General features: G+C 69.8%; 21 protein-coding genes. 8 read left to right on the forward strand and 13 right to left on the reverse strand.

Annotation, left to right across the window (positions count from 1 at the left end):
- Positions 1-41: 41 nt before the first annotated feature.
- On the reverse strand, positions 42-2,675 hold the full coding sequence (locus ON38_RS11830; RefSeq protein WP_039824794.1) for a winged helix-turn-helix domain-containing protein: 2,634 nt from the start codon (positions 2,673-2,675) through the stop codon (positions 42-44).
- A gap of 222 nt (positions 2,676-2,897) precedes the next feature.
- Between ON38_RS11830 and ON38_RS11835 the strand changes: the two genes are divergently transcribed.
- The 4 genes from ON38_RS11835 to ON38_RS11850 all read left to right on the forward strand — a co-directional run bounded on the left by ON38_RS11835 (position 2,898) and on the right by ON38_RS11850 (position 5,679).
- Positions 2,898-3,272 carry an SHOCT domain-containing protein gene (locus ON38_RS11835; RefSeq protein ID WP_039824796.1) on the forward strand — a complete coding sequence of 125 codons (375 nt, stop codon included), beginning with the start codon at positions 2,898-2,900 and terminating at the stop codon, positions 3,270-3,272.
- Between the two features lie 161 nt (positions 3,273-3,433).
- The gene (locus ON38_RS11840; protein WP_051164661.1) at positions 3,434-4,501 is read left to right on the forward strand and encodes an AI-2E family transporter; all 1,068 of its coding nucleotides are present in this window, start codon (positions 3,434-3,436) and stop codon (positions 4,499-4,501) included.
- Positions 4,502-4,584: 83 nt separating this feature from the next.
- Entirely contained in the window at positions 4,585-5,013 is a 429-nt protein-coding gene (locus ON38_RS11845) for a DUF7144 family membrane protein (RefSeq protein WP_039824912.1), read from the forward strand.
- A gap of 9 nt (positions 5,014-5,022) precedes the next feature.
- Positions 5,023-5,679, forward strand: coding sequence for a GAP family protein (locus ON38_RS11850; RefSeq protein ID WP_039824798.1), 657 nt, complete (start codon positions 5,023-5,025; stop codon positions 5,677-5,679).
- A 114-nt stretch (positions 5,680-5,793) separates the two neighbouring features.
- On the opposite strand, the gene ON38_RS11855 is transcribed toward ON38_RS11850, so the two are convergent.
- The gene (locus tag ON38_RS11855) at positions 5,794-6,060 is read right to left on the reverse strand and encodes a lipopolysaccharide assembly protein LapA domain-containing protein (protein ID WP_051164632.1); all 267 of its coding nucleotides are present in this window, start codon (positions 6,058-6,060) and stop codon (positions 5,794-5,796) included.
- A 424-nt stretch (positions 6,061-6,484) separates the two neighbouring features.
- On the opposite strand from ON38_RS11855, the gene ON38_RS11860 reads away from it, so the two are divergent.
- Complete coding sequence (locus ON38_RS11860; RefSeq protein WP_039824799.1) at positions 6,485-8,308, forward strand: alkyl/aryl-sulfatase; 1,824 nt, start codon at positions 6,485-6,487, stop codon at positions 8,306-8,308.
- Positions 8,309-8,408: 100 nt separating this feature from the next.
- Here the strand turns inward: ON38_RS11860 and ON38_RS11865 are convergent, their stop codons facing one another.
- The 10 genes from ON38_RS11865 to ON38_RS11905 form a co-directional block, all read right to left on the reverse strand.
- Positions 8,409-9,128 (reverse strand): response regulator, encoded by a 720-nt coding sequence (locus ON38_RS11865; protein ID WP_051164633.1) that lies wholly within the window; start codon positions 9,126-9,128, stop codon positions 8,409-8,411.
- Entirely contained in the window at positions 9,128-11,674 is a 2,547-nt protein-coding gene (locus tag ON38_RS11870; RefSeq protein WP_039824800.1) for a sensor histidine kinase, read from the reverse strand. The genes ON38_RS11865 and ON38_RS11870 overlap by 1 nt, the downstream gene beginning before the upstream one ends.
- A 28-nt stretch (positions 11,675-11,702) precedes the next feature.
- On the reverse strand, positions 11,703-12,647 hold the full coding sequence (locus tag ON38_RS11875; protein ID WP_039824801.1) for a potassium-transporting ATPase subunit C: 945 nt from the start codon (positions 12,645-12,647) through the stop codon (positions 11,703-11,705).
- A gap of 1 nt (position 12,648) precedes the next feature.
- On the reverse strand, positions 12,649-14,793 hold the full coding sequence (kdpB, locus tag ON38_RS11880; protein ID WP_039824802.1) for a potassium-transporting ATPase subunit KdpB: 2,145 nt from the start codon (positions 14,791-14,793) through the stop codon (positions 12,649-12,651).
- Positions 14,793-16,463, reverse strand: a complete 1,671-nt coding sequence (kdpA, locus tag ON38_RS11885; RefSeq protein ID WP_039824803.1) for a potassium-transporting ATPase subunit KdpA — start codon at positions 16,461-16,463, stop codon at positions 14,793-14,795. The genes kdpB and kdpA overlap by 1 nt, the downstream gene beginning before the upstream one ends.
- Positions 16,464-16,553, reverse strand: a complete 90-nt coding sequence (locus tag ON38_RS34825) for a potassium-transporting ATPase subunit F (protein ID WP_157181736.1) — start codon at positions 16,551-16,553, stop codon at positions 16,464-16,466.
- Positions 16,550-16,735: a hypothetical protein gene (locus tag ON38_RS37035; protein ID WP_039824804.1), complete on the reverse strand. Its 186-nt coding sequence runs from the start codon at positions 16,733-16,735 to the stop codon at positions 16,550-16,552. Before ON38_RS37035 ends, ON38_RS34825 begins: the two co-directional genes overlap by 4 nt.
- Before the next feature lie 509 nt (positions 16,736-17,244).
- Entirely contained in the window at positions 17,245-17,679 is a 435-nt protein-coding gene (locus ON38_RS37465) for a hypothetical protein (RefSeq protein ID WP_245564009.1), read from the reverse strand.
- Positions 17,680-17,851: 172 nt separating this feature from the next.
- Positions 17,852-19,177: a bifunctional o-acetylhomoserine/o-acetylserine sulfhydrylase gene (locus ON38_RS11900; protein WP_039824805.1), complete on the reverse strand. Its 1,326-nt coding sequence runs from the start codon at positions 19,175-19,177 to the stop codon at positions 17,852-17,854.
- Between the two features lie 224 nt (positions 19,178-19,401).
- Complete coding sequence (locus ON38_RS11905) at positions 19,402-19,746, reverse strand: YnfA family protein (RefSeq protein WP_039824806.1); 345 nt, start codon at positions 19,744-19,746, stop codon at positions 19,402-19,404.
- Between the two features lie 89 nt (positions 19,747-19,835).
- Here ON38_RS11905 and ON38_RS11910 point away from each other — a divergent pair, with 89 nt between their 5' ends.
- The 3 genes from ON38_RS11910 (at position 19,836) to ON38_RS11920 (ending at position 22,636) form a co-directional block, all read left to right on the forward strand.
- Positions 19,836-21,077: a cytochrome P450 gene (locus ON38_RS11910; RefSeq protein ID WP_051164634.1), complete on the forward strand. Its 1,242-nt coding sequence runs from the start codon at positions 19,836-19,838 to the stop codon at positions 21,075-21,077.
- 157 nt (positions 21,078-21,234) lie between these two features.
- Positions 21,235-21,840: a TetR/AcrR family transcriptional regulator gene (locus ON38_RS11915; protein ID WP_039824807.1), complete on the forward strand. Its 606-nt coding sequence runs from the start codon at positions 21,235-21,237 to the stop codon at positions 21,838-21,840.
- A 61-nt stretch (positions 21,841-21,901) separates the two neighbouring features.
- Complete coding sequence (locus ON38_RS11920; RefSeq protein ID WP_039824808.1) at positions 21,902-22,636, forward strand: maleylpyruvate isomerase family mycothiol-dependent enzyme; 735 nt, start codon at positions 21,902-21,904, stop codon at positions 22,634-22,636.
- Between the two features lie 76 nt (positions 22,637-22,712).
- Here the strand turns inward: ON38_RS11920 and ON38_RS11925 are convergent, their stop codons facing one another.
- Positions 22,713-24,569: an FUSC family protein gene (locus ON38_RS11925; RefSeq protein ID WP_051164635.1), complete on the reverse strand. Its 1,857-nt coding sequence runs from the start codon at positions 24,567-24,569 to the stop codon at positions 22,713-22,715.
- Positions 24,570-24,571: the final 2 nt, after the last annotated feature.

Consider the following 24,571-nt stretch of genomic DNA (forward strand, 5'->3'; position numbering starts at 1 on the left):
CGGGGCGGCGCATCGTCCGCACCGGGTGAACCCGGCCCGCTTCAGAGCAGACCGGTGCGGCGCGCTTCCTGCAGGGTCTCCATCCGGGAGTTGGTGCCGAGTTTGGCGTAGATCCCGCGCATATGGGTCTTCACGGTGTTGATGGAGACACCGAGGTCATCGGCGATGTGCTGGGTGGTCCGGCCGGAGGGCAGCTGGCGCAGGATCGTCAGCTCGGTCGCGGTGAGCGCGGGATGGCCGGCCCGCCGGTGGGCCTGATGGCCGGCGCGTACCGAATCGGCGAACGCGCTGCGATGCCCGAAGCAGCCCGCGTAGTAGTCGAGCAATTCGATGGTGCCCGGCACATCGAAGAACGGCCGGGTGATGCGGTGGGTTGCGGCGATGCACAGGCCGTTGTCCACGGCTTCGCGGGTCTTGGAATCATTGCCCAGCTGGTGGTGGGCGCGGGCGTAGAGCAGCCAGCCGGTCAGCTGGGTGACCGGGTGCAGGTTCGGGGTGCCCGTCAGCAGCGGCTCGACCTGCAGTACGACACCGTGGTGGTTACCGGAGGCCGCGGTGAGGGCCGCGCCGGACAGCACGGTGTCGGGGGTGCGGCCCAGCACGGTACGGGCGCGTTCGGTGAGATGTTGCGCGGTGGCGGTTTCACCCGCCTCCAGCAATGCCCATACCGCGGCGCCGACCAGACCTCCGCTCAGCGCGGGCGGCGGATCGGCGTCCAGCAGGCGGCCGATACTGCGGCGCAGCCGTTCCGCGGCGGCGCCCCGGTCGGTCGAATGCCGGCAGTCCAGCAGGCTGCCCACCACATGCGGGAGCCAGCCGGCCACCGGACCCGGCGTACCGTCGCGCCGGATGTGCTCGGCGCACAGAATCCGGATGTGCCCCGGCTGCGGTTCGGTGCCCTGCAGATAGGCGCCGTAGGCCTCGAGGGCGGTGGCGTGCACGGTTTCCGGCAGGTCCAGCAGATCGTGGTCGCGGGCGATGGCGCAGGCCCGTTCGGCGCGCTGGCGCATGGTCGTGATCGATCCGGCCAGGCCCGCGGTGACCGCCAGCCTGGTCACCGCGATGAGCCGGAGCCGGGGATGGCAGCGGGACCGGGTGCGGCTCAGCGCGATCCGTAGTCGTTCCTCGCCGCGGCCCAGTTCACCGCGCAACGCCAGCGCGGTGCCGGTGGTCACCGCGAGGTAGCCGTCCAGGTCGGGTCGGTCGGCGGGCGGCATCCGGTCGGGGAACACACCGGTTTCGGTGGCGCTGCCTGTCGCCACCGCCAGTTCCGCGTCCACCGCGGTGGTCAGGGCCTCGAGCCGGTGCGGTCCCGCCAGTGAGAGCGGATCGTCGTCGGCGAGCAGCCGGGCACTGTCACGGTAGGCCTGCGCCGAACCGCTGTCCCCGTGCAGCAGCGCGTCGGTGACCTGCAACAACCGCAGATACGGGTCGGCCAGGACGTCGGGGGCGGTATCGGCCAGCGAATCGAACAGCGCCGCACCGTCCCCGGCGAACACCAGGGCCAGCGCGTGCTCGGCGAGGAAGCCGGCCAGCGGCCGATGATCGGCCACGGTGAGCAGATGGGGCAGCGCGGCGCGCAGTTCACCGGCCGACATCAGCTGACGCGCGGCGCGCAGCCGCAGGTCCGAGCACAGGTCGGCGCCGAGCCGGTTCGCTTCGGCGAGGAAATACGCGCGCAGCATCGGGTGGTAGGTGTGCCAGACCTTGCCGCCGCGGGTCAGCGAGGTCATCGGGAAATTGATCCGGTCCAGTTCGTAGAGCAGATGCGCCGCACCGCCGCCGACCATGGCGTCGGCCAGTTCCTCGGTGAACTCGTCCGGGATGCTGGTGCAGGTCAGGAATTGGCGCAAAGCCGGGGACAGGGTGTCGATGAGCTCGCCCACCAGTAGATCGGTGAAGGCGTGCGGCGGCCGGGCCAGCGCGGTCAGGGCGTCGCGGTACTCGCCGTCGTGGGCGGCGAGATAGATCGCCGCGATCCGGACCAGCGCGGCCCACCCCTGGGTGAGCGACATCAGCGTGCCCAGTGACTCCGGGTCCAGTGCGCAACCGTGTTCGGCGCACAGGCCGGCGGCCTCCTCCGGCGACAATGCCAGGTCCGGGCCGCTCCACCGGGTCAGCCGGGAGTGTAGTTCCAGCAGATGCCACCGGATCGGCGGCTCGAAGCGGGCGCACACCACGGTCGTCACCGTCGGCGGCGTGTACTGCAGGAAGTATTCGAGCCCGGCCAGCGCGAGCGGGTCGGTGATCAGGTGGGCGTCGTCGATCACCAGCACGGTGGGCGTGGAATCGTCGGCCAGCGAGGCGATCACCGCCTCGGCCTCACCGACCCCCGCCGCGGGCTGTCCGGTGCCCGGCCCGGAACTGCCCAGCCGTGCGCGCAGCTCCGCCCACAGCGCGGTCTGCTCGCGAACCGTGACCCACGCGATGCGCGTGTCGTTATGAGTGCGTGGCAGCCGCTCGGCGGCCCAGTCCGCGACGGCCACTGTTTTGCCGACCCCCACCGCGCCGCAGATCAGCAGGACTCCGCCGGTGCCGCCGTCGACCACCGCATCCAGCACCGCGTGCAATCGTGGCCGCGACACGGGCGTGAAGGGGAACACCGGGATGGGTGAGCGGGCCCGGGCCCGCGATACCGAGCGGCCCGTCAGATCCAGTGTTGGCGAAGTGGTCACGGTGCCTCCCGAAGACGTCGTCCGAAACAGCACTAGCACGCACTCGGCCGCAGCCTACCGGAGCGAAGAGGGCATCCAGCCGGTCGTGAACCAACCTGTTACCAGGGCGTATCCGGGTGAAATCATCCGCATCGGGTGAGCCCGGTGGCCCGGTGGCAGCCCTAGCGTGGACAGGTCGCCGGCACCGGGGACTCCTGTATCCGCAAGCGAACGAGGTGTGCCATGTCCTTCTGGGAAGTGCTCTGGCTGATCGTGGTGAGTTTCGCGTTCGTCGCCTATCTGCTGCTGCTCTTCTACATCATCGGTGATCTGTTCCGGGACAAGCACACCTCGGGCTGGGTCAAGGCGATCTGGGTGGTCCTGCTGATCGTGCTGCCGCTGCTGACCTCGCTGGTGTACTTGATCGTGCGCGGCCGGGGCATGACCGAACGCGCGGCCGTGGAAGCCGAGCAGGTCGAGGCGGCGCAGAAGAAGTACATCCAGGAGACCGCCGGTACCAGTCCGGCCGCCCAGATCGCCGAGGCGAAGCGGCTGCTGGCCGAGGGCACGATCACCGAGAGCGAATTCGAACGGCTCAAGGGCAAGGCCTTGTCGTGACCGGACCCGCTCCGGGCTCCGGCGATCCCGTATCGAAGGATGCCGGTCAGGGCCGGGAGGATGGGGGCACGGGACCGGCGGGGCCGGCACCGGAGGTCGCGGCGCCGGGACAGGACGGCGCCGGGCAGGCGCCGGAGGGTGCCGGCCCGGCGTCGTGGGCGATACCCCGTGGCCTGATCGTGCTGCTCGTCGCGGCCGCCACGGTGGTGGCGATCACCGGAGCCAGGGCGTTCTCCGGAGTGCTCGGCCCGGTGTTCCTGGCGCTGATGTTCGCGATCGCGGCCCAGCCCATCCAGACCCGGCTACAGCGCCGCGGCGCACCGGCCTGGGTGGGGATGCTCGCCGCCCTGACAGTGGTGTATCTGGTGCTGCTGGGACTGGTCGCCGCGATGGTGCTGTCGGCCGCCCAGCTCGCGACCGCGCTACCGGACTATTCCGATCAGTTCTCCGCGCTGTTCGACCAGGTCCGCGCACTGCTGGAACGATTCGACGTGGACCAGGACCGGATCCAGCAGGCGTTGAGCGGCTTCGATTTCGGCAATCTGGTCGAGATGCTCGAGGGTGCGCTGCGCGAACTCGCCGGTGTTTTCTCGAATCTGCTGTTCGTACTGGCCCTGCTGCTGTTCATGGCGTTCGACGGGATGACCATCGGACGCCGGATGAAGGTGGTGGCCGGGATGCGGCCCGATATCTCGCACGCGCTGAGCACCTTCGCCGCCGGTACCCGCAAATACCTGATCGTCTCGACGGTGTTCGGGCTCATCGTGGCCGTGCTCGACGGTGTGGCGCTGTGGTTGCTCGCGGTCCCGTTCCCGGTGCTGTGGGGACTGCTGTCGTTCATCACCAACTACATCCCGAACATCGGGTTCGTGCTCGGTCTGATCCCGCCCGCGCTGCTGGCCCTGCTCGACGGCGGTGTCACGCGGATGGTGTGGGTGATCGTGCTCTACTGCGTGTTCAACGTGGTGGTGCAGTCGGTGATCCAGCCGAAGTTCGTGGGTGACGCGGTCGGCCTGAGTGTCACGGTCACCTTCCTGTCCCTGGTGTTCTGGTCCTGGGTGCTGGGCGCGCTGGGGGCGCTGCTGGCCATCCCGCTCACGCTGCTGGCCAAGGCGCTGCTGTTCGATATCGATCCGTCGACACGGTGGATGGACGTACTCATCAGCGACCGGGCGCCGCCCGAGACCGATCCGGACGGCGAGGCGCCGGCCGCCGGACCGGCGGTGTGACCCGGAATCACCCGTGACGGGTGAGGTGAAGCGGTCCCACCCACGCGAGAGTCGACGCACACCTGCGCTCGGAAGGAGTGGAGATGACTACTGCACGGGAGCCGATGGCGAGCACTTCCGGCCGGTCCCCGGTACGGCAGGGCTTCGCGGCCGGTACCTCGATCACCGCTGCGATTCTGCTGTTGACCGTCGGCGCGCTGTCGGTATTGGAAGGGATCGCCGCCGTGGCCGAGGACGAACTGTTCGTCGTCGGGGTGAACTACACCTACGAATTCGATATCACGACCTGGGGCTGGATCCACCTCGTCCTGGGGATCGTGCTGATCATCAGCGCGCTCGGCCTGCTCACCGGGACGGCGTGGGGGCGCGGACTGGCGATCGGTATCGCCGCGCTGTCGATCCTGGCGAATTTCCTGTGGCTGCCCTACTACCCGTGGTGGTCGGTCCTGATCATCGCGCTCAATATCGTCGTGATCTGGGCGATCGCGACCTGGCAGCCGCGGGCCACCTGATTCCCGCGCGTGTCTGTCCTGGGTGATCTGCTTCCCTTGGCGGTGGGAGTGGCGATCTCACCGATCCCGATCGTGGTGGCCATCCTGATGATCCTGTCGAAGAACGCGTCCGCGGCGGCGGGCGGTTTCGCGACCGGCTGGACCGCGGGCATCCTGCTCGCCACTGTGGTATTCGCCGTGCTCGCCGCCGTGGCCGGGTTGTCCGCGGACGACGAACCCGGCGCGGCCGCGGTGTGGGTGAAGATCGTGCTGGGGGTGTTGTTGCTGGCGCTGGTTCTGGTGCAGTGGAGACGTCGCGCCGATACCTCCCAGCCCGGCTGGATGCGCGGTATCGATTCACTGAACGCCGGCAGGGCCGTACTGCTCGGAGCCGGTCTCGCGGCGGTCAATCCGAAGAATTTGCTGCTGTGCGTGTCCGCGGGGGTGGTGGTGGGGGCGAGCGGGACGGCGGCGGGCGCGCAGATCGTGGCCGTGGCCGTATTCACGGTGCTCGCCGCGGCCAGTGTGCTCGGCGTCGTGGTCGGATATGCCGTCGCGGCGGATCGGCTGGGCGCAACCCTGGACCGTGGCCGGGCCTGGCTCGAGGCCAACAATCACGTGGTCATGGCGATGATGCTGCTGGTGATGGGCGCTGTCGTCCTGGGCAAAGGGATCGGTGGCCTGTGAGCGGTGCGGACGCGGCGGCTTCGGATCCGGTGCGCTCCGGACCGGCCGGTGCATTGTTTCCCTCGTTGCACGGGTACCGGCGGTCGTGGTTGCGGCCGGATATGGTCGCGGGCCTCACCGTCTCCCGCGGCGCCCCGGAGCAGGAGCGGTGACGCCGCGCCGGCGGATCAGCAGCCCGGCCACCAGCCCGATCAAGAACATGACCAGCAGTATCACCCACATCGGTGAACTGACGGTGATGGGCAGGAAATGTATCTCCACATGGTCGCGGTTCTCGACGACGAAGATCACGGCGACGACGGTCAGAGCCAGAGCCAGCCACTGGTTCACGGTGATCCGGGACAGCAGTGCGGGCTTGGGCTCGCGCGCTCGGTCGGTCATCACATCCTCCGGGGGCAGTCGGTCGCGACACTGTGCAGTCTGTCGTCGCGACCGGGCCGCGGGCATCACCCGCCGGGGATGACCCGGTACGGTCGTTCACCGCACGCGGTGGAGCGGCCCGGGGTCACCGTATGTCCTGATGCAGCCTGCAGTCGCCGGGTGGCGTGGTGCGGCCGCCTCCGATCGGTCGGGTGACGAGCTTCCCGGACCGGTCGGGGTGCGCAGCGCCGGATCGCTCGCATCCTCCCGCCTCGTCGCGCGGTCCGGGCAGTTCACCCGTCGCAGGTGATCCGGCGAATGGCCGCGAGTGCCTAGCGTGGCGTGCGGTGTGCCGACACCGCCGTGGGAGCGCGGACACGGCCGCGCGGCGGCGGCACGGCCTCCGCCAGGACCCGAGAGCCGGCCGACAGATCGTGAGGTAACGATGACCACGGAACTGGACTTCGACGACACCGCCGACTTCGGCAACGCGACGCGCGGGTTCATGGCCGAACTCGATCCGCCGGTGGTGACGGCCGCGGACGGCTCGGTGGTCTACGACATCGGCGCCTACGAATTCCTCGACGGCGACTGTCCGGACACCGCGAATCCGAGTCTGTGGCGGCAGGGCCAACTGTGCAGCAAACAGGGGCTGTTCGAGGTGACCGAGGGTATCTACCAGGTCCGTAACCTGGACCTGTCGAATATGACGCTCGTCGAAGGTCGCGACGGGGTCATCGTGATCGATCCACTGCTGTCGGAGGAGACCGCGGCCGCGGGCCTGGCCCTGTATCGCGCGCAACGCGGCGACCGTCCGGTCACCGGCATGATCTACACCCATTCGCACGCCGACCATTTCGCGGGAGCGCGGGCGGCGGTGCCGGCCGGTCATCCGCCGGTGCCCATCCTGGCGCCCGCCGGATTCCTGGAACACGCGGTGAGCGAGAACGTCTACGCCGGCAATGCCATGAACCGTCGCGCCGTGTTCATGTACGGGGCGGTGCTCCCGAAGGCGCCCGACGGTCAGATCGGTGCCGGGCTGGGAATGTCGACCTCCACCGGCACCATCACGCTGATCCCGCCCACCGTCGACATCACCCACACCGGGCAGGAAGAGGAGATCGACGGCGTGCGGATGGTTTTCCAGCTGACCCCGGGCACCGAGGCCCCGGCCGAGATGAACTTCCTGTTCCCCGATCGGCGCGCACTCTGCATGGCGGAGAACGCGACCCACAATATGCACAATGTGCTGACCCTGCGCGGCGCGGTGGTCCGCGACTCCCGGGTCTGGGCCCGGTATCTCGACGAGGCCATCGCCCGGTTCGGCGACAAGGCAGATGTGGCGTTCGCCTCGCACCACTGGCCGACCTGGGGCCGGGAGAACTGGACCGCGTGGCTGGCGAACCAGCGCGATATGTACGCCTACCTGCACGATCAGACGCTGCGCCTGACCAACGCGGGCTACACCGGGGCGGAGATCGCCGAACGGTTCGCCTTCCCCCCCGAACTCGAGAAGGTCTGGGCCAATCGCGGCTACTACGGCTCAACCAGCCACAATGTCAAGGCGATCTACCAGCGGTACATGGGCTGGTACGACGGCAACCCGGCGCATCTGTGGGAGCATCCGCCCGTCGCGCTGGCACAGCGGTATGTGGCCGACTACGGCGGAATCGAGGCGCTCGTCGCCAAGGGAGGTGAATACGCCGAGGCCGGCGATCTCCGATTCGCCGCGACCCTGCTCAACCACGCCGTGTTCGCCGAGCCCGGCCACGAGGAAGCCAAAGAGACACTGGCCCAGGTCTACGACCGGCTCGGGCACGGCGCCGAGAACGGCACCTGGCGCAACTTCTACCTGACGGGCGCCCAGGAACTGCGGAAGGGTCCGACGCCGACCCCGATCCAATCGGCGAGCCCGGAGATGATGACCGCGCTGACACCGGAGATGATCATCGACTCGCTCGCCGTCCGGATCGACGGACTGCGCGCCGCCGCGACGGACTTCACCATGGACTGGGAACTGACCGACGAGGACGCCGTCCATCGCATCACCCTGTCCCACGGCGCGCTCACCCATCGCGCCCCCGACCCCGACGCTCCCGTCGTCGGGCCCGCGGACCTCACGCTCACGCTCTCCAAAGAACAGTTGCTGAACGCAGTGAGCGGCAAGGGGTTCGACGGTGTGACGATCACCGGTGACCGTAGCCTGCTCGAGACATTCATCGGGCTGCTGGATGCCCCGGATCCGCAGTTCCCCATCGTCACGCCCTGACCCGCGGCATCCCGGCCACCGCCGCCCGGTCCGCCGTGGACACCGCGACGTGCGCGGGCGCCGGCCGGACGGTCGCGGTCGCGCCGGGGTGGCGCCGCCCCTACTGGCGGAAGCGGTGCCCCATTCCCGGCTCGGTCAGCAGATACCGCGGATGGGACGGGTCGTCCTCGAGTTTGCGCCGCAACTGGGCCATATAGACACGGAGATAGTGGGTTTCGGTCTGATAGGCCGGACCCCACACCTCCCGCAGCAACTCGGTACGGCCGACCAATTTGCCGCGGTTGCGCACCAGCATTTCCAATACGCCCCACTCGGTGGGAGTCAGATGCACTTCGGCGCCGCGCTTGACGACCTTCTTCGCGGCCAGATCTACGGTGAACGAATCGGTCACCACCACCGGTTCGTCGGTTTCCGCCGAGGCCGTCGCGCGCCGCAGGGCGGCGCGTAGCCGGGCCAGGAACTCGTCCATGCCGAACGGTTTGGTGATGTAGTCGTCGGCACCGGCGTCGAGCGCGTCCACCTTGTCGGCCGAATCGGTACGTGCGGAGAGCACGATCACCGGCACCCGGGTCCAGCCGCGCAACCCGGCCAGCACCTCGATTCCGTCGATATCGGGCAGGCCCAGGTCCAGGACCACCGCGTCGGGCCGCCGTTCGGTGGCCGCGCGCAGCGCCCCGGCCCCGGTGGACGCGGTGACCACGTCGTATCCGCGTACCGACAGGTTGATGCGCATGGCCCGCAGGATCTGCGGTTCGTCGTCCACCACGAGGACGGTCGCCCCCGCGGTCGGGCCGGCGTCCTGCTCCGGGGGAGTCTTCATCACCGCACCTCCGTCGCCGGCATGTCGTCGTCGACGTTACCGGGCGCCACCGCCAGGTCGACGGTGACCGTCAATCCCCCTCCGGGGGTGTCGGTGGCGGTGACGACACCGCCCATGGCGACGGCGAAACCCCGGACCACCGAGAGCCCGAGACCGAGGCCGCTGGTGTTGTCCCGGTCGCCCAATTGCTGGAACTGGTCGAACACCCGCTCGGTATCGGTGCCCGGGAGACCGGGCCCGTGGTCGACGACCCGGACGATCACCCGCCCGTCGGCCGTGGTGGCGTCCACCTTCACCGGGGACTCCGCGCCGTAGCGCAATGCGTTGTCGATCAGATTGGCCAGAATGCGCTCCAGCAGATCGGCGTCGGCGCGGACCGCCACCGATCCCACCCGGACCGTGACCCGGTCCAGGGAACTGCGGCGGGCGCCGCGCGGGCTGACCCCCACGCTGACCAGCGCCCGGTGCACGACCTCGTCCAGGTAGACCGGCCGCATCCGCGGCCGCACCACCCCGGCGGCGAGCCGGGAGGAATCGAGCAGATTGCCGACCAGGGAGGTGAGTTGATCCGCCGATTCCTCCACCGTGGCCAGGAGTTCGGCGCGGTCCTCGGGAGAGAATTCGACATCGTCGGAGCGCAGGCTCGACACGGCGGCCTTGACCGCGGCCAGCGGCGTGCGCAGATCGTGGCTCACCGCCGAGAGCAGATCACGCCGCAACCGGTCGGCCTCCGCGAGCGCGGCCGCCTGATTGGCCTCCTCGGCGAGCTGCCGGCGCTGCACCAACCCCACGGCTTGGTTGGCGACCGCTTCCAGGACGCGCCGATCCCGGGCGCGCAGCGTCGGACCGGCCAGGAGCAGCCAGTAGTCGCCGTCGCTCACCTCCACGGCGGTGTCGGCGGTATCGGCGCGTTCGGGTGGATCGGTGCCGACCGCGGCGATCACCCCGTCGGCATGGTGCCGCAGGCTCACCGCTCGCTGGGCGTAGGTCCGGCGCAGCCGGTCCAGCAGCGCGGTGAGATCGGCGCCGCGCAATACCGACCCCGCGAACAGCGTCAGCAGTTCGGCTTCCCGGGACGCCTGTCCGGCCTGTTCGGCCCGGCGGGCGGCGGTATCGACCAGGACCGCCACCGCGACCGCGACCACCAGCAGTAGTACCGCGGGCAGGAAATTGTTCGGTTCCTGAATGGTGATGCTGTATCGCGGGTCGGTGAACAGGATGTTGAGCAGCAGCCCGGCGAGCAGCGCGGCGGCGATCGCGGGCAGGACGCCGCCGAACAGGGCGACCGCCAGGACCGCCACGAAGTACAGCGCGCTCTCGCTCACCAGATCGAGATAGCGGTCGAGCCAGGAGGCGAGCAAGGCCGAGATCGCCGAGGGCACCGCGAACGCGGCGACCCAGGCCGCTGTGCGCCGCAACCGGGGCCGCGGCCGCCGGCGGCGGCGCCGTCGTCCCGCCGCCTCGTGGGTCACCATGTGCACATCGATCTTGCCCGAGCGCTGCACCACCTCCGCGCCGATGCCCTCGTCCAGCATCCGCGCCCAGCGGGAGCGCCGGGAGGTACCCAGTACCAGCTGGGTGGCGTTGACCGTCCGCGCGAAATCGAGCAGGGCGGTGGGCACCTCGTCGCCGACCACCGTGTGCAGTTCGGCCCCCAGATGAGCGGCCAGTTCCCGGACCGCGGCCATCTGTGGCGCGGCCACACCGGTCAATCCGTCACCCCGGACCACGTGCACCACGAGGAGTTCGGCACTGGACTTGGCCGCGATCCGCCCGGCCCGCCGGACCAGCGTCTCCGACTCCCGGCCGCCGGTGACCGCCACGACCACCCGCTCCCGGGTCTCCCAGGTGTCGGTGATCCGATGGTCGGCGCGGTATTTCGCGAGGGCGGCGTCCACCTGGTCGGCCAGCCAGAGCAGCGCCAGTTCGCGCAGCGCGGTGAGGTTGCCGCGCCGGAAGTAATGGGCGAGTGCGGCATCGGCCTTGTCGGCCGCGTAGACATTGCCGAGACTTATCCGCCGCTGTAGCGCCTCGGGAGTGATGTCGACCAGCTCGATCTGATCGGCGGCGCGTACCACCGAATCCGGGACGGTCTCGCGCTGGACGACGCCGGTGATCTGCTCGACCACATCGTTGAGGCCCTCCAGATGCTGGATATTGACCGTGGAGACCACATCGATCCCGGCGGCCAGCAATTCCTGCACGTCCTCGTAGCGCTTGCGGTTACGGCTGCCCGGGGTGTTGGTGTGCGCCAGTTCGTCCACCAGCACCAGTTCCGGTTGCCGGCGCAGGACCGCGTCCACGTCCAGTTCGTACTGCACCGTCCCGCGGTAGGGGATCGCGATGCGGGGCAGTTGCTCGATGCCGTCGAGCAATTCGGCGGTCTGCGCGCGCCCGTGCGTCTCGACGATCGCGGCCACCACGTCCTGGCCGCGGCCGAGCCGGCGATGCGCCTCGCCGAGCATCGCATACGTTTTCCCGACCCCGGGGGCGGCGCCGAGATAGATGCGCAGCTCACCCGGGGTGCGGTCGTGTGTCGTGCTCACGTCGGCATCATGTCATCCCGCACCCGGATCACGCGCCGCCCGCCGCGGGAGCGGGATAGCGGCGGTCGAGGTCGAGGTTGAGTTCGAGCACGTTCACCCGGGGTTCGCCGAGGAAGCCCAGTTCGCGGCCCGCGGTGTGCGCCGCCACGACCGCGCGCACTGCCGCCGGATCGACGCCCCGGGCCGTGGCGACCCGGCGCACCTGGATATCGGCGTAGGCGGGGGAGATGTGCGGGTCCAGACCGCTACCGCTGCCGGTCACCGCGTCGGCCGGGACCGCCGGCCGCTCGGGGGCGTTCCCGGCGACCGGCACGATGCGTCCGGCCGAGTAGTCCTCGCCGTAGCGGGCGCATTCGACCCGGATGCCCTGATACTCGGCCAGGAATACCGCCGGCGCCGCGCCGGGGCGGGTGGGGCAGGGTTCGTTGACGCTGACCACGCGTTCGGGTGTGACCGTACCGTCGTGATGGAAGGCGCCCAGGACCGCCAGGACCGCCCCGGCACCGCCCGGGGTGCAGAACGGCCGCCTTCCGTCCACGCCCTCCAGTGCGCCGATCTCCCGGCTACGAGAGCACACCCGGGTCAGCAGGCTCGGCGCGAAACCGGCTGTTTCCGGATCGTCGCCGGCGGCGAGCAGTGCCGGGTCGGCGGGTGTGTCGACCACGTCCTCCGGGCCGAGATTGCTGCCGCCCGAGGCCAGCCCGTCGTAGCCGTCGCCGGCCGCCGACGGCCTGCTCTGGAAGTACCAGGCGAGCGGCGCGCCCTCGGCATCGGTGAACGACTGGCCGATCAGCGAACTACCGACCAGGCGGCCGTCGGTTTCGATGAGCGAACCCTCGGCGTTGCCGCGCAGGCCGGGCAACTGCCCGATCGCCCAGACACCGGCCGGATAGAGCAGACCGGTCACCAGGGTCAGGACCAGGAAGGCGCGCAGCGCCGCCAGATGCGGGCGGATCAGATCGGAGAGAGGCATATCAGGACATCCCGGGCAGGTATTGGACGAACAGGTCGATGAGTTTGATCCCGAGGAACGGCGCGACGATGCCGCCCAGCCCGTAGACGGACAGGTTGCGGCGCAACAGTCTCGACGCGCTACCGGGGGTGTACCGCACGCCGCGCAGGGCCAGCGGTATCAGTGCCACGATGACCAGGGCGTTGAAGATCACCGCGGACAGGATCGCCGACTGCGGACTGGTCAGGCGCATGACGTTCAGCAGATCCAGACCGGGGAACAGCCCGACGAACAGAGCCGGGATGATCGCGAAGTACTTGGCGATATCGTTGGCGATCGAGAAGGTGGTCAGCGCTCCGCGGGTGATGAGCAACTGTTTACCGATCTCCACGATCTCGATCAGTTTGGTGGGGTCGGAATCCAGATCCACCATATTGCCCGCCTCTTTCGCGGCCGAGGTCCCGGTGTTCATGGCGACTCCGACATCGGCCTGCGCCAGCGCCGGGGCGTCGTTGGTGCCGTCCCCGGTCATGGCGACCAGCCGGCCGCCCGCCTGTTCGCGTTTGATCAGCGCCAGTTTGTCCTCCGGCGTGGCCTCGGCGAGGAAATCGTCCACACCGGCCTCGTCGGCGATCGCCGCGGCGGTCCGCGGATTGTCGCCGGTGATCATGACGGTGCGGATGCCCATCCGGCGCATTTCGTCGAACCGTTCCCGCATGCCCTGCTTCACCACGTCCTCGAGTTGGATGACACCGAGGAGGCGGGCGTCGCCGTCGAGTATCTCCCCGACCACCAGGGGTGTACCGCCGGCCGCCGAAATCCCGTCCACCACGACGCCCAGTTCGGTGGGCACCGTGCCACCCCGGCTGCGGATCCATTCGGATACCGCGCCGGCCGCGCCTTTGCGCAGCTCATGGGAATCCACATCCACCCCGGACATCCGGGTGGCCGCGCTGAAGGGCACCCACTGCGCGTGGGTGAGTTCCCCGGGCGTGCGCTCCCGGAGCCCGTGCGCCTCCTTGGCGTGGACCACGATCGAGCGGCCCTCCGGGGTCTCGTCGGCGAGACTGGACAGCTGCGCCGCGTCGGCCAGCCGGGCGGCGTCCACCCCGGTGAGTGGGATGAAGCCCGCGGCCTGCCGGTTCCCGAGGGTGATCGTGCCGGTCTTGTCCAGCAGCAGAGTGTTCACATCCCCGGCCGCTTCGACCGCGCGACCGGACATGGCCAGGACATTGCGCTGCACCAGCCGGTCCATCCCCGCGATGCCGATGGCCGAGAGCAGGGCGCCGATGGTCGTCGGGATCAGGCACACCAGCAGCGAGACCAGCACGATCCCGGTGACCCCGTGGGCGTCGAGCGCCAGACCGTCGGGCACTCCGGGATTGCCGGCCTTCGAGTAGATCGCCAGCGGCTGCAGGGTCACCACCGCGACCACGAAGATGATGGTCAGCGCCGCCAGCAGGATGTTCAGCGCGATCTCATTGGGTGTCTTCTGCCGGGCCGCGCCCTCCACCAGGGCGATCATCTTGTCGATGAAGCTCTGCCCCGGTTCCTGGGTGATCCGGACGACGATACGGTCCGACAGCACCGTCGTCCCGCCGGTGACCGCCGACCGATCGCCCCCGGATTCCCGGATCACCGGCGCGGATTCGCCGGTGATGGCGGATTCGTCCACCGAGGCGATGCCCTCGACCACGTCACCGTCGCCCGGGACGACCTGTCCCGCCTCGACCACGACGTGATCGCCGCGCCGCAGCTCCGGCGCCGGCACCGGCTCCTCGGTCACCGGTGCGCCCGGCGCCCAGTCGCGCAGCCGCCGGGCGACGGTATCGGCCTTGGCCTTACGCAGCGTATCGGCCTGCGCTTTGCCGCGGCCTTCGGCGACCGCCTCGGCCAGGTTGGCGAAGACCACCGTCAGCCACAGCCACACCACGATGGCCCAGCCGAAGAAGGTGGGGTCCGCGAGCACGAGAACGGTCGCCCATACGGCGCCGATCTCCACGATGAACATCACCGGGTTGCGCCACAGCGTGCGGGGATCGAGTTTGCGCAGCGCCTGGGGCAGCGATCTCAGCAGCATGTGCGGGTCCAGCAGACCGCCCCGGACCGGTTTGTGCGTGGATTTCGGGCCGGACATACCGGGTGATTCGAGAGTGGGGGCAGACATCAGAGGAGTCCCTCCGCGAGCGGCCCGAGCGCCAGCGCGGGCAGGAAGGTGAGCGCGACCAGGATCAGCGTGACGCCGACGACCAGGCCGACGAACTGTGGTCGATGGGTCGGCAGCGTTCCGTCGGATTCCGGAGTGCTGCCCTGGCGGGCGAGCGATCCGGCCAGCGCCAGGACCAGGATCATCGGCAGGAAGCGGCCGAAGAGCATGGCCAGGCCCAGCGCGGTGTTGAACCAGTCCGTGTTACCGGACAGGCCCGCGAAGGCCGACCCGTTGTTGTTGCCCGCCGAGGTGAACGCGTAGAGCACTTCGGAGAGGCCGTGCGGCCCGGAGTTCAGCATGGACGCGCGTTGTCCGGGCATGGCCACGGCCACGGCGGTGCCGGTCAGCACGATCACCGGCGTGACGAGGAAGTATCCCGCGGCGAGCTTGATCTCGCGGGGGGTGATCTTCTTGCCGAGGTATTCCGGTGTCCGGCCGACCATCAGCCCGGCCACGAACACGGTGATCACCGCCAGCACGAGCAACCCGTACAGTCCGGACCCCACGCCGCCCGGCGCGACCTCGCCCAGCTGCATGTTGAACATCAGGATCATGCCGCCGAGACCGGTGTAGGAGTCGTGCATCGAGTCGACGGCTCCGGTGGAGGTGAGCGTGGTGGCGCCGGCGAAGGTCGCCGAATTCGATACACCGAAGCGCTGTTCCACGCCCTCGGTCGCCGCTCCGACCGCGGCCGGCACGGTGCCGTGGTGCTGGAGCTGGAACATATTGACCAACCCGATGCTCACCAGGGCGAGCACGGCCATCACGGCGGTGACGGCGTAACCCTGGCGGGGACTGCCGACCATGCGCCCGAAGGTGCGCGGCAGCGAGAAGGCGATGACCATGAGCAGGAAGATCTCCAGCCAGTTGGTCCAGGCGGCCGGGTTCTCGAAGGGATGCGCCGAGTTGGCGTTGTAGAAACCGCCGCCGTTGGTGCCCAGTTCCTTGATGGCTTCCTGGCTCGCGACCAGACCGCCCGGCAGGGTCTGCTCCGCGCCGCCGAGCGTGGTGGCGACCTGATCGTGCAGGTGCAGATTCTGGATCACGCCACCCGCGATCAGCGCCACGGCCGATACGGTCGCCAGCGGCAGCAGGATGCGCAGAGTGCCGCGCACCAGGTCGACCCAGAAGTTCCCCAGCGTTCCGGTCCGCGAGCGGACGAAGCCGCGCACGAACGCCATCGCGACCGCCATGCCGACCGCGGCCGAGACGAAGTTCTGGACCGACAGTCCGGCCGCCTGCGCGATATGACCGAGGGTCGATTCGCCCGCGTAGTTCTGCCAGTTGGTATTGGTGACGAAGCTGACCGCGGTATTCCAGGCCAGGGCGGCGGTCATGGGTGTGCCCTGGCCGGCGGGCACCAGCGGCAGCCGGTCCTGGACGAGGAGCAGGAAGTACAGGAACAGCAGGCCGATCGCGGAGAAGGCGAGCACACTGCGGGCGTAGCCGCCCCAGGTCTGCTCACGGTCGGGATCGGCGCCGATCACCCGGTAGATACCCCGCTCGATCCGGGAATGGCCGGTGCGGCTGTACACGCGGTACATATAGTCCCCGAGGGGCACATGCACGAGCGCCAGCGCGGCCACCAGGGCGGCGACGAACAGCAGCCCGGCGATGGTGGTACTCACTCAGAACCTCTCGGGGAACAGCAGGGCGGCCACCAGGAACGCGGTCACCAGAACGGCCAGGACCAGCCCCACGGCATTGACGATGTTCACAAGCGCTCCACCATTCGCTGGACGAATCCGAGCACACCGAACACCGCGACCGTGACCACGAGAAAGGCCAGGATCGACACTTCCGCCTCCGTTCCGAGAACCCGGGGCAGCGCGATGCGGCCGATCGGCCGCTGCTGCCGAACCGGATCGAAACTACGAGCCGCGCGGTAGGTGCTCCGCACACGTTGACGGGTCCTTTACGGGCCGCGTTTCCGCCTTGACGCCTTCCTTGCGCGTGTCACCCGGCTACTGTGACGCGTGCCGCCGCCGGTCGCGTTCGCCGGACGACTTCTCTGTTCTACTCCGTGCGCCGCCATCGACGACCCGGTGACCGGACGATCGCCGGGAAGAAGTGCTCGCCGCCCGGTCGATCGCGGGGCGGGGGTGGTGGGACAAGTCTCTGAGCGGCTGTATGCGCGAACTCGCCCGCGACACGGCGCCGGGGGCGCACGCTGTAGGGGAAGCGCATGTTCGCAACGGCCGTCTGATCTGTCCCGGCACGCACAACGGAGGTCGCTCATGCACCCGTTCGCCTATCAGCCCCTCGAACTCGTCCAGGCCGTCATCTTGGCCGTACGGTGCGTCCTGCACGTGTATTCGTCGGGCACCCCGTGTGTCCCCAGTTGACGCCGGAAGCGCCGCGGGCCTGCCGGCTCCCGGCCGGAAGCGGCAGGCCCGCGGCGCGCCTCGCTCAGTAGCAGTCGGTCGGCTCACCCACCTTGACCACCGACAGCACCGCGTCGCCTTCCCCGATGGGTGTGCCGGGCTCCGGTCTCTGCGCCACCACCACCCAGTTGCGGTCCACCACCTGTGACCGGCCCCGGCCGGTGGCGTCCTCGCTCCGGGAGTAGAAGACCCCGGTCGTCTGGATGAGATCCTGTGCCGCCTGCAGGTTCATGCAGACGACCGCGGGCATCGTCGCGGTGGCGGTATCGGCGACCGAGGGCGCCGTCTCGGTGCCGGCCGATCGCGGCGCGGGCGCGGGCGCGGTGAGTGTGACGGTGGTGATCCGGACCGGGACCGCCGACGCCACAGCCGTGTACGACTCCGTATCCGGTTCGGGGGAGCCGCAGGCGGCCAGTACCGCCAGAGCCGCCGCGATCACGCACACGCTGAGTATCTTCATGAGCATCCTCTCGACCTTCGATGAAGTGGTGTGGATCACTCGCAGATCGATCGGCTATCGATACTTGTTACGCGCGCAGGGAAATCGATGTCGTCGCCGGGGGTCCGGAGAAGGCAGAAGGGCCGGATCCGCCGGGTGGCGGATCCGGCCCCGAGAACCCGGGCCTCGCGAATTACTCTGCGGCGGCGGCGAACCCGGCCTTCAGATCGTCGAGAATGTCCTCGATGCCTTCGATGCCCACCGCCAGGCGCACCAGTCCCGGCGTGACACCCGAGCTGAGCTGCTCGTCCGGGGTCAGCTGGGAGTGGGTGGTGGAGGCGGGATGGATGACCAGCGAACGGACATCGCCGATATTGGCGACATGGCTGTGCAGGGTCAGCGCGTCCACGAACTTCTTGCCCGCGTCGACTCCTCCGGCCAGTTCGAAACCGACGACCGCACCGGTGCCCTTGGGCGCCAGCTGCTTACCCCGCTCGTACCAGGGCGAGGACGGCAGCCCCGCGTAGGAGACCGAGGTGACTTCCGGCCGCTCGGTGAGGAATTCGGCGACCGCCTGCGCGTTCTGGACGTGCCGCTCCACCCGCAGGCTCAACGTCTCCAGGCCCTGGCTGATCAGGAACGCGTTGAACGGCGCGATCGCGGTACCGAGGTCGCGCAGCAGCTGGACCCGCGCCTTGAGCGCGTAGGCCGGGGCGCCGAGGTCGGCGAATACGGCGCCGTGGTAGCTCGGGTCCGGCTCGGTGAAACCGGGGAAGCGCGGGCCGTCGGCGCCGCGAACGGTCCAGTCGAAGGTGCCGCCGTCGACGATCACACCCGCGATCGCGGCGCCGTGGCCGCCGAGGTACTTGGTCGCCGAATGGACGACGATATCGGCGCCGTGCGCGAGGGGCTGGATCAGATACGGGGTCGCGACCGTGTTGTCGACGATCAGCGGTACCCCCGCGCCGTGCGCGACCTCGGCGATACCGGGGATATCGAAGATGTGGTTCTGCGGGTTGGACACCGTCTCGCCGTAGAAGGCCTTGGTGTTCGGCCGGATCGCGGCACGCCACTGGTCGAGATCGTCGGGATCGGAGACGAAGGAGACCTCGATACCCAGCTTGGGCAGCGTGTAGTGGAACAGGTTGTAGGTGCCGCCGTAGAGCCGCGGGCTGGAGACGATATGGTCACCGGCGCCGGCGAGGTTCAGGATCGCCAGGGTTTCCGCCGCCTGCCCCGAGGACACCAGCAGCGCCGCCACTCCACCCTCGAGCGCCGCGATCCGCTGTTCGACGGCGTCCTGGGTCGGGTTCATGATCCGGGTGTAGATATTGCCCGGCTCCGCCAGCCCGAACAGCGCCGCGGCGTGCGCCGTGTCGCGGAAGGTGTACGACGTGGTCTGGTAGATGGGGAGGGCCCGGGCGTTGGTGCTCGCGTCGGGATCCTGGCCGACGTGGATCTGCTTGGTCTCGAAGCTCCAACCGGCGGTCGGGTCGGCCGGCGGGGTGGTTTCGGTCATCGCGGAGTTCTCCTGTAGGTGAGGAACGGGACGAGCGCGCCGGACACAGCGGATTTGCCTCGGGCAGCACGCTTTTCCGGCCTGCCGCGGCCGGATGCGCCGCTGCGGCCCGTTCACGCTAGGTGTGGCCCTCGGGAAATGGCCAGGGTTTTGTTCGCGTGGATTCCAATCATGCCGTGGCGGCGGGCCGCGCGCGATGCTTTCCGCCGTTCGGGCCGGTGCGCTCATCCGGCCGCCGCGCCGCGCGGTGCGTACATGATGATCGCGACCCCGGCCAGGCAGAACAGTGCCCCGGTGATATCCCACCGGTCCGGCCGGAACCCGTCCAGCGCCATGGCCCACAGCAGTGATCCGGCCACGAACACTCCGCCGTACGCGGCGAGGATCCGGCCGAAGTTCGCGTCGGGTTGCAGGGTGGCGACGAATCCGTACAGCCCCAGCGCGATCACGCCCGCGCCGATCCAGGCCACGCCGCGATGTTCGCGCACGCCCTGCCACACCAGCCAGGCGCCGCCGATCTCGGCGAGGGCGGCGAGGGCGAACAGCAGGATCGACCGGAAAACGCTCATGAAGGCCGAGCCTACGAGACCTTCCGGAGCGGTGGGCGGGCCGATTCGGCGGCGACCGGTTCCGGCGATCGCAAGACAGAATCGCAGCTATGTCTTATTGTCGATACGTGGTGGCAGAAACGTATCAGAGCCCGGCCGGGTTCGAATTGCGGTCCGGCGAGACCTGGCGCGACCCGTGGTCCATGTACGCCGCGCTGCGCGAGCACGACCCGGTGCACCGCGTCGTCCCCGCCGACCGACCGGACAACGACTATTGGGTGCTCACCCGCCACGAGCACGTGTACGCCGCCGCCCGGGACACCGACGCCTTCTCCTCGGGTGCGGGGCTGACGGTGGAATACGGTGAACTCGAACAGATCGGGCTCACCGGGAACCCGCCGATGGTGATGCAGGATCCGCCGGAGCACACCGAGTTCCGAAAACTGGTCGCCCGGGGCTTCACCCCGCGTCAGGTCACCGAGGTGGAGCCGGTGGTGCGCCGGTTCGTCCGGAATCGGCTGGACCGGCTGGCCGCCGACGGTGGCGGCGATATCGTGGCCGATCTGTTCAAACCGCTGCCGACCATGGTGGTCGCGCACTATCTCGGGGTTCCGGAGGAGGACCGTTCCCGCTTCGACGGCTGGACCGACGCCGTGGTCGCGGCCAGTACCCAGCGCACGGCGGACGCGCAGGCCGCGTCGATGGAGATGCTGGGTTATTTCGCCGAGCTCGTCAAACGCCGGCGCACCGACCCGGGCGAAGACACGGTGTCGCTGCTCGTCCAGGCCGGGATCGGCGCCGACGACGCCGATGTGGACGGCCTGGTCCAAATCCTGGCCTACACCTGGACCATGGTCGCCGGCGGTAACGACACCACCACGGGCCTGCTCGGCGGGGCGGTGCAGCTGCTGCAGCGCTATCCGGAGCAGCGCGCGGCGCTGGCCGCCGATCCGGCGGGCATCCGGATCGCCGTCGAGGAGTTCGCCCGTCTCACCTCTCCGGTGCAGGGCCTGGCCCGGACCAGTACGCGCCCGGTGGAGCTGGACGGCGTGACCATCCCGGCGGGCCGTAAGGTGCTGCTCGTGTACGGTTCGGCGAATCGCGACGAACGGGTCTTCGGCGCCGATGCCGCCGAACTCGATATCGAGCGGAATCCACAGCGCATCATGACCTTCGGGCACGGCCCGCATCATTGTCTGGGCGCCGCCGCGGCCCGCATGCAGGCGCGGGTGGCACTGGAGGAACTGCTGGCGCGTTTCCCCGAATACCACGTCGATATCGACGCGGTCACCTACGCGCCCGGGCCGTATGTCCGGCGCCCGACCAGGGTGCCCTTCCGGTGCGTGGCGTGACCGATCGATACCCTGACCCGCCGCGCCGGACCGGCGCCGAGGAGGGTCTCGTCGGGCCGAACGGCGACCGCACGCCCGGCACCGGCGCCGGACCGGCCGGGTCCGATTTGCCACGTTGCCGCGGCCCACAGGGCAGTACCGAGTCGGGGAGCGCCCGATGACCGGGGACTGGCTGGCCGGTGGGCGGACCGAACTGGCCGCGGACCGGATCCTCGACGCGGTGCGTGCCCTGGTCATCGACAAGGGCGCCGGCACGGTCGGCATGGCCGAGGTGGCCGAGGCGGCGGGTTGTTCCCGGGCCACGCTCTACCGCTACTTCGCCAACCGGCAGGCGCTGTATGTCGCCTTCGCGGGCCGGGAGGCCACCCAGCTCCTCGCACGGGTCTGGCGCGATCGGCGGCTGGACGGCCCGGACCGGGCCGAACTCCTGCTCGACGGGATGACCGCCACCCTGGCGCAGGCCCGCGACACCCCGCATCTGGCCGTCTGGTTCGAACCCGCGAACGCGGGAATCGTGGCGCGACTGTCGGATTCGTCGGAGGTGATCGACGAACTGGTCGCGGTCTTCGTCGCGCGTCTGCGCCCGGATCTGTCCGCGGCGGCGGCGGATCGGCTGGGCCGGTGGGCGGTACGGGTGATGATCTCCCTGCTGACCCTGCCGCCCGCGACCGCGGACGAGGAGCGCGCCCTGCTGCGTGATTTCCTGCTCCCGTTCCTGCTGGGTACGGCTCCGGCGGCGGGAGGTCCGGCAGCGCCCGGATGACCTGCGCCACCCTGTCCCTTTCCAGCGCGCCGGCATCGGTACGGCGCGGTAGCTTTGCGCCATGGACGCGATCTCCGGTCTGGACTATCCGCTGCTGCTCGCCGATTTCCAGGGCGAGTTCCTGGCGTCGATACCGGATGCCGATCCGGTGGCGCGGATCCCGCACTGTGGTGACTGGACGGTCCGCGAACTCGTGGAGCATCTGGCCTTCGTCCATCACTGGGCCGCCGCGAATGCCCGCGCCGAGAAGGCCGAACCGCTGGGGGAGGGCCCGTTCGACCTCGCCGCCCACTACGCCGCCTGCGCGACCGAACTCCGCGAGACCCTGGCGGCCCTGAACCCGCAGGCCCAGGGCCGGATCCTGGCGCACCCCGAGCCCACGGCAGCGGGACCCGCCTCGTTCTGGCGCCGCCGCCAGGTGCACGAAACGCTGATCCACGGCCACGATCTGCGGGCGGCGATCGCCGGAAAGGCGGCCGGCGGCCTGATCCGGGCCGTCCCGGAGGTGTGGGCGGATACGGTGGACGAGGTGGTGGGGCTGTTCTACCCGCGGCAGGTGGGGATGGGCCGGGTGGAGCCGCTCGAGGCGGCACTGCGGCTGGTGGCCACCGATCTCGCCGACCCGGCCGAGTGGGTGCTCGGTGACTCGGAGGCCGTGGCCGGCACTGTGTCCGGGACGGCCGAAGGACTGGCACTGCTGCTGTGGGGCCGGGCGAGTGCGGACGAAGCGGGCGTCGGCGTCTCCGGCGACACCGACCACGTCGAGGAGATCCTGAGCCGGCCGATCGTGCCCTGATTGCCGCCATGCCCTGATAACCGGGCGATGCCGCCGCCGGACGAACCGGGGGACCAGGGGCCGTACTCGAACGGGATCATGCCAGCTCGGCGAGACCGCGGGACCAGCGGCCCAGCTGCGCCGTGTCGACCGGTTCGTACTCCGGGTCCTGCCGGGTCGCCGCGAGCACCTCGTGGCCGAGCCGCCGGATGCGCTGATGCCGGGTCCAGTGCGCCCGCGCCCAGTCCGGCTCGTTGTGGGCGGCGTCGATCGCGCCCAGAGTGGAACCCATCAGTTCGAATTCCAGCTCCCGCCGCAGCGCGGGGACCCCGGGTACCGGTTCGCGCGGCGAAGAGGGAAGTGCGCGGTGCGGTGGATCCGCCGGCGCGATCTGCCGCGAGTCCGGTGCTACCGCGTCCGGCGCCGGTTCCTGATCCGGACCAGCGACATCCCGCGGGTTCGGCGGTGTGCCTGCCCGGTGCGGTGGTGCCGTATATGGGGAGTGCGCTCGACCCTCGCGACAAGCCCGGTCCGGGGATATGCGGTGCAGGAGGTGGCCGACAACCTCGAGCACACGCTGATCGTTGCGCAGCAGGACTCGCCGGTGGGCCCGCCGGTCGACCGCCCACAGCGCAGCCAGCCCGATCACCACACCGATCACGCTCTCCAGCAGGCGGTCGCGCAGTACCGGGAAGATATCGCCGTACTGTCCACCCCCACCCATCAGCAATGCCAGCGGGGTGATGAAGACGACCGCGAGCCCGTAGTTCCGGGCGACGAACATCTCGATCGCGAATTGCAGGGTCATCAGGATCAGCACCAGCGCCCAGTTCCGGGGTTCCAGCGCGTAGAGCGCGGCGAACAGCACCAGCCCCAGCGCGGTGCCGCCGATGCGGTGCACGCCGCGGTAGGTGCCGCGTACGCGGTCCGGGCCCTGGTGCAGCAGGACGGTGACCGTGAGGACCGCCCAGTCCGGGCGACCGAGATCCAGCGCGACGGTAGAACAGCCGGCGAGCAGCGCGGCGACCCCGATCCGGTTCGCCGAGACCACTGCGTGGCTGTCCGGCGACAGCGACCGCAGCAGTCGGTAGCGCAGCGACGGCCGCGGTGTCGGTGCGGGACGGCCGGTATCGAAGAGCAGATCGGATTCGTCGTCGGTGGCCCGGTTGCGCTGCAAGGCGTCGGCGAAGGTGCGCTGGGCGCCGGTGAGCGTGGCGGCGAGACCGTCGGTGCCGGTGCGCCGGGCGTCGTCGAGTAGGGCCCATGCCGTCTGCACCTTCATCGCGGTCGCGTAGCGCGCGTCCACCAGGTCCGGGGCTCCCGGGGTCAGGGCGGCGTAGTCGTCCACCGCGGCGAGCGCGGCGGCCACCGCCCGCTCTTCCGGCGGGTGCGCTCGCGTCAGCGCCGCCGACATGCCGACCAGCAGGGCACTCACCCCGCCGAGGGCAGTCCACAGCGCCACCTCCCCGGGTGGGACGCCGTGCCCGGTGATCAGCGCCCCGACCCCGGCGGCCAGGACGAAGAAGAACCCGCCCGGTGGGCCCAGCCGCAGCGCCGAGTTCACGAAGGTGCCGGTCACCGCGACAGCCGACATCAACAGCACCAGCAGCAGTTGCCACCAGTGCGTGCCACCCGAATCGAGCCGCTGGTGGATCAGTTCCCCGGTCAGGCCGCCGGCGAATGCCGAGAGGGTGAGCGCCAGCGCGGCCGCCCCGACGACCCGCCACCGGCGCCGGTAGACCTGGCCTTCACCGAAGATGACCGCCAGCGCGCCTGTCGCGGCCATCAATCCCTGCTGTTCGTGTCCCAGGGCCACGGCGATCAGTGCCGGCGCACCGAATGCCAGGGCCGCGCGTGCCGCCCCGGGCAGCCGCCGCCCGGCGGGCGGCAGGCCGAACAGCACCGAGCGGGCCGGAGCCGGTGAGGGAAGGGTCGGACCGTCCGGAGCCACCATTC

Source organism: Nocardia testacea NBRC 100365 (assembly GCF_000308775.1).
Taxonomy (GTDB): Bacteria; Actinomycetota; Actinomycetes; order Mycobacteriales; family Mycobacteriaceae; genus Nocardia; species Nocardia testacea.

Excerpts from the sequence above, each read along its gene's own strand:
- ON38_RS11910 (WP_051164634.1), top strand. The coding sequence starts at position 19,836 with ATGTCTTATTGTCGATACGTGGTGGCAGAAACGTATCAGAGCCCGGCC.
- ON38_RS11905 (WP_039824806.1), bottom strand. The coding sequence starts at position 19,746 with ATGAGCGTTTTCCGGTCGATCCTGCTGTTCGCCCTCGCCGCCCTCGCC.
- ON38_RS11915 (WP_039824807.1), top strand. The coding sequence starts at position 21,235 with ATGACCGGGGACTGGCTGGCCGGTGGGCGGACCGAACTGGCCGCGGAC.
- ON38_RS11860 (WP_039824799.1), top strand. The coding sequence starts at position 6,485 with ATGACCACGGAACTGGACTTCGACGACACCGCCGACTTCGGCAACGCG.
- ON38_RS11865 (WP_051164633.1), bottom strand. The coding sequence starts at position 9,128 with ATGAAGACTCCCCCGGAGCAGGACGCCGGCCCGACCGCGGGGGCGACC.
- ON38_RS11925 (WP_051164635.1), bottom strand. The coding sequence starts at position 24,569 with ATGGTGGCTCCGGACGGTCCGACCCTTCCCTCACCGGCTCCGGCCCGC.
- ON38_RS11900 (WP_039824805.1), bottom strand. The coding sequence starts at position 19,177 with ATGACCGAAACCACCCCGCCGGCCGACCCGACCGCCGGTTGGAGCTTC.
- ON38_RS11920 (WP_039824808.1), top strand. The coding sequence starts at position 21,902 with ATGGACGCGATCTCCGGTCTGGACTATCCGCTGCTGCTCGCCGATTTC.
- ON38_RS11845 (WP_039824912.1), top strand. The coding sequence starts at position 4,585 with ATGACTACTGCACGGGAGCCGATGGCGAGCACTTCCGGCCGGTCCCCG.
- ON38_RS11855 (WP_051164632.1), bottom strand. The coding sequence starts at position 6,060 with ATGACCGACCGAGCGCGCGAGCCCAAGCCCGCACTGCTGTCCCGGATC.
- ON38_RS11835 (WP_039824796.1), top strand. The coding sequence starts at position 2,898 with ATGTCCTTCTGGGAAGTGCTCTGGCTGATCGTGGTGAGTTTCGCGTTC.
- ON38_RS37465 (WP_245564009.1), bottom strand. The coding sequence starts at position 17,679 with ATGAAGATACTCAGCGTGTGCGTGATCGCGGCGGCTCTGGCGGTACTG.
- kdpB (WP_039824802.1), bottom strand. The coding sequence starts at position 14,793 with ATGTCTGCCCCCACTCTCGAATCACCCGGTATGTCCGGCCCGAAATCC.
- ON38_RS11875 (WP_039824801.1), bottom strand. The coding sequence starts at position 12,647 with ATGCCTCTCTCCGATCTGATCCGCCCGCATCTGGCGGCGCTGCGCGCC.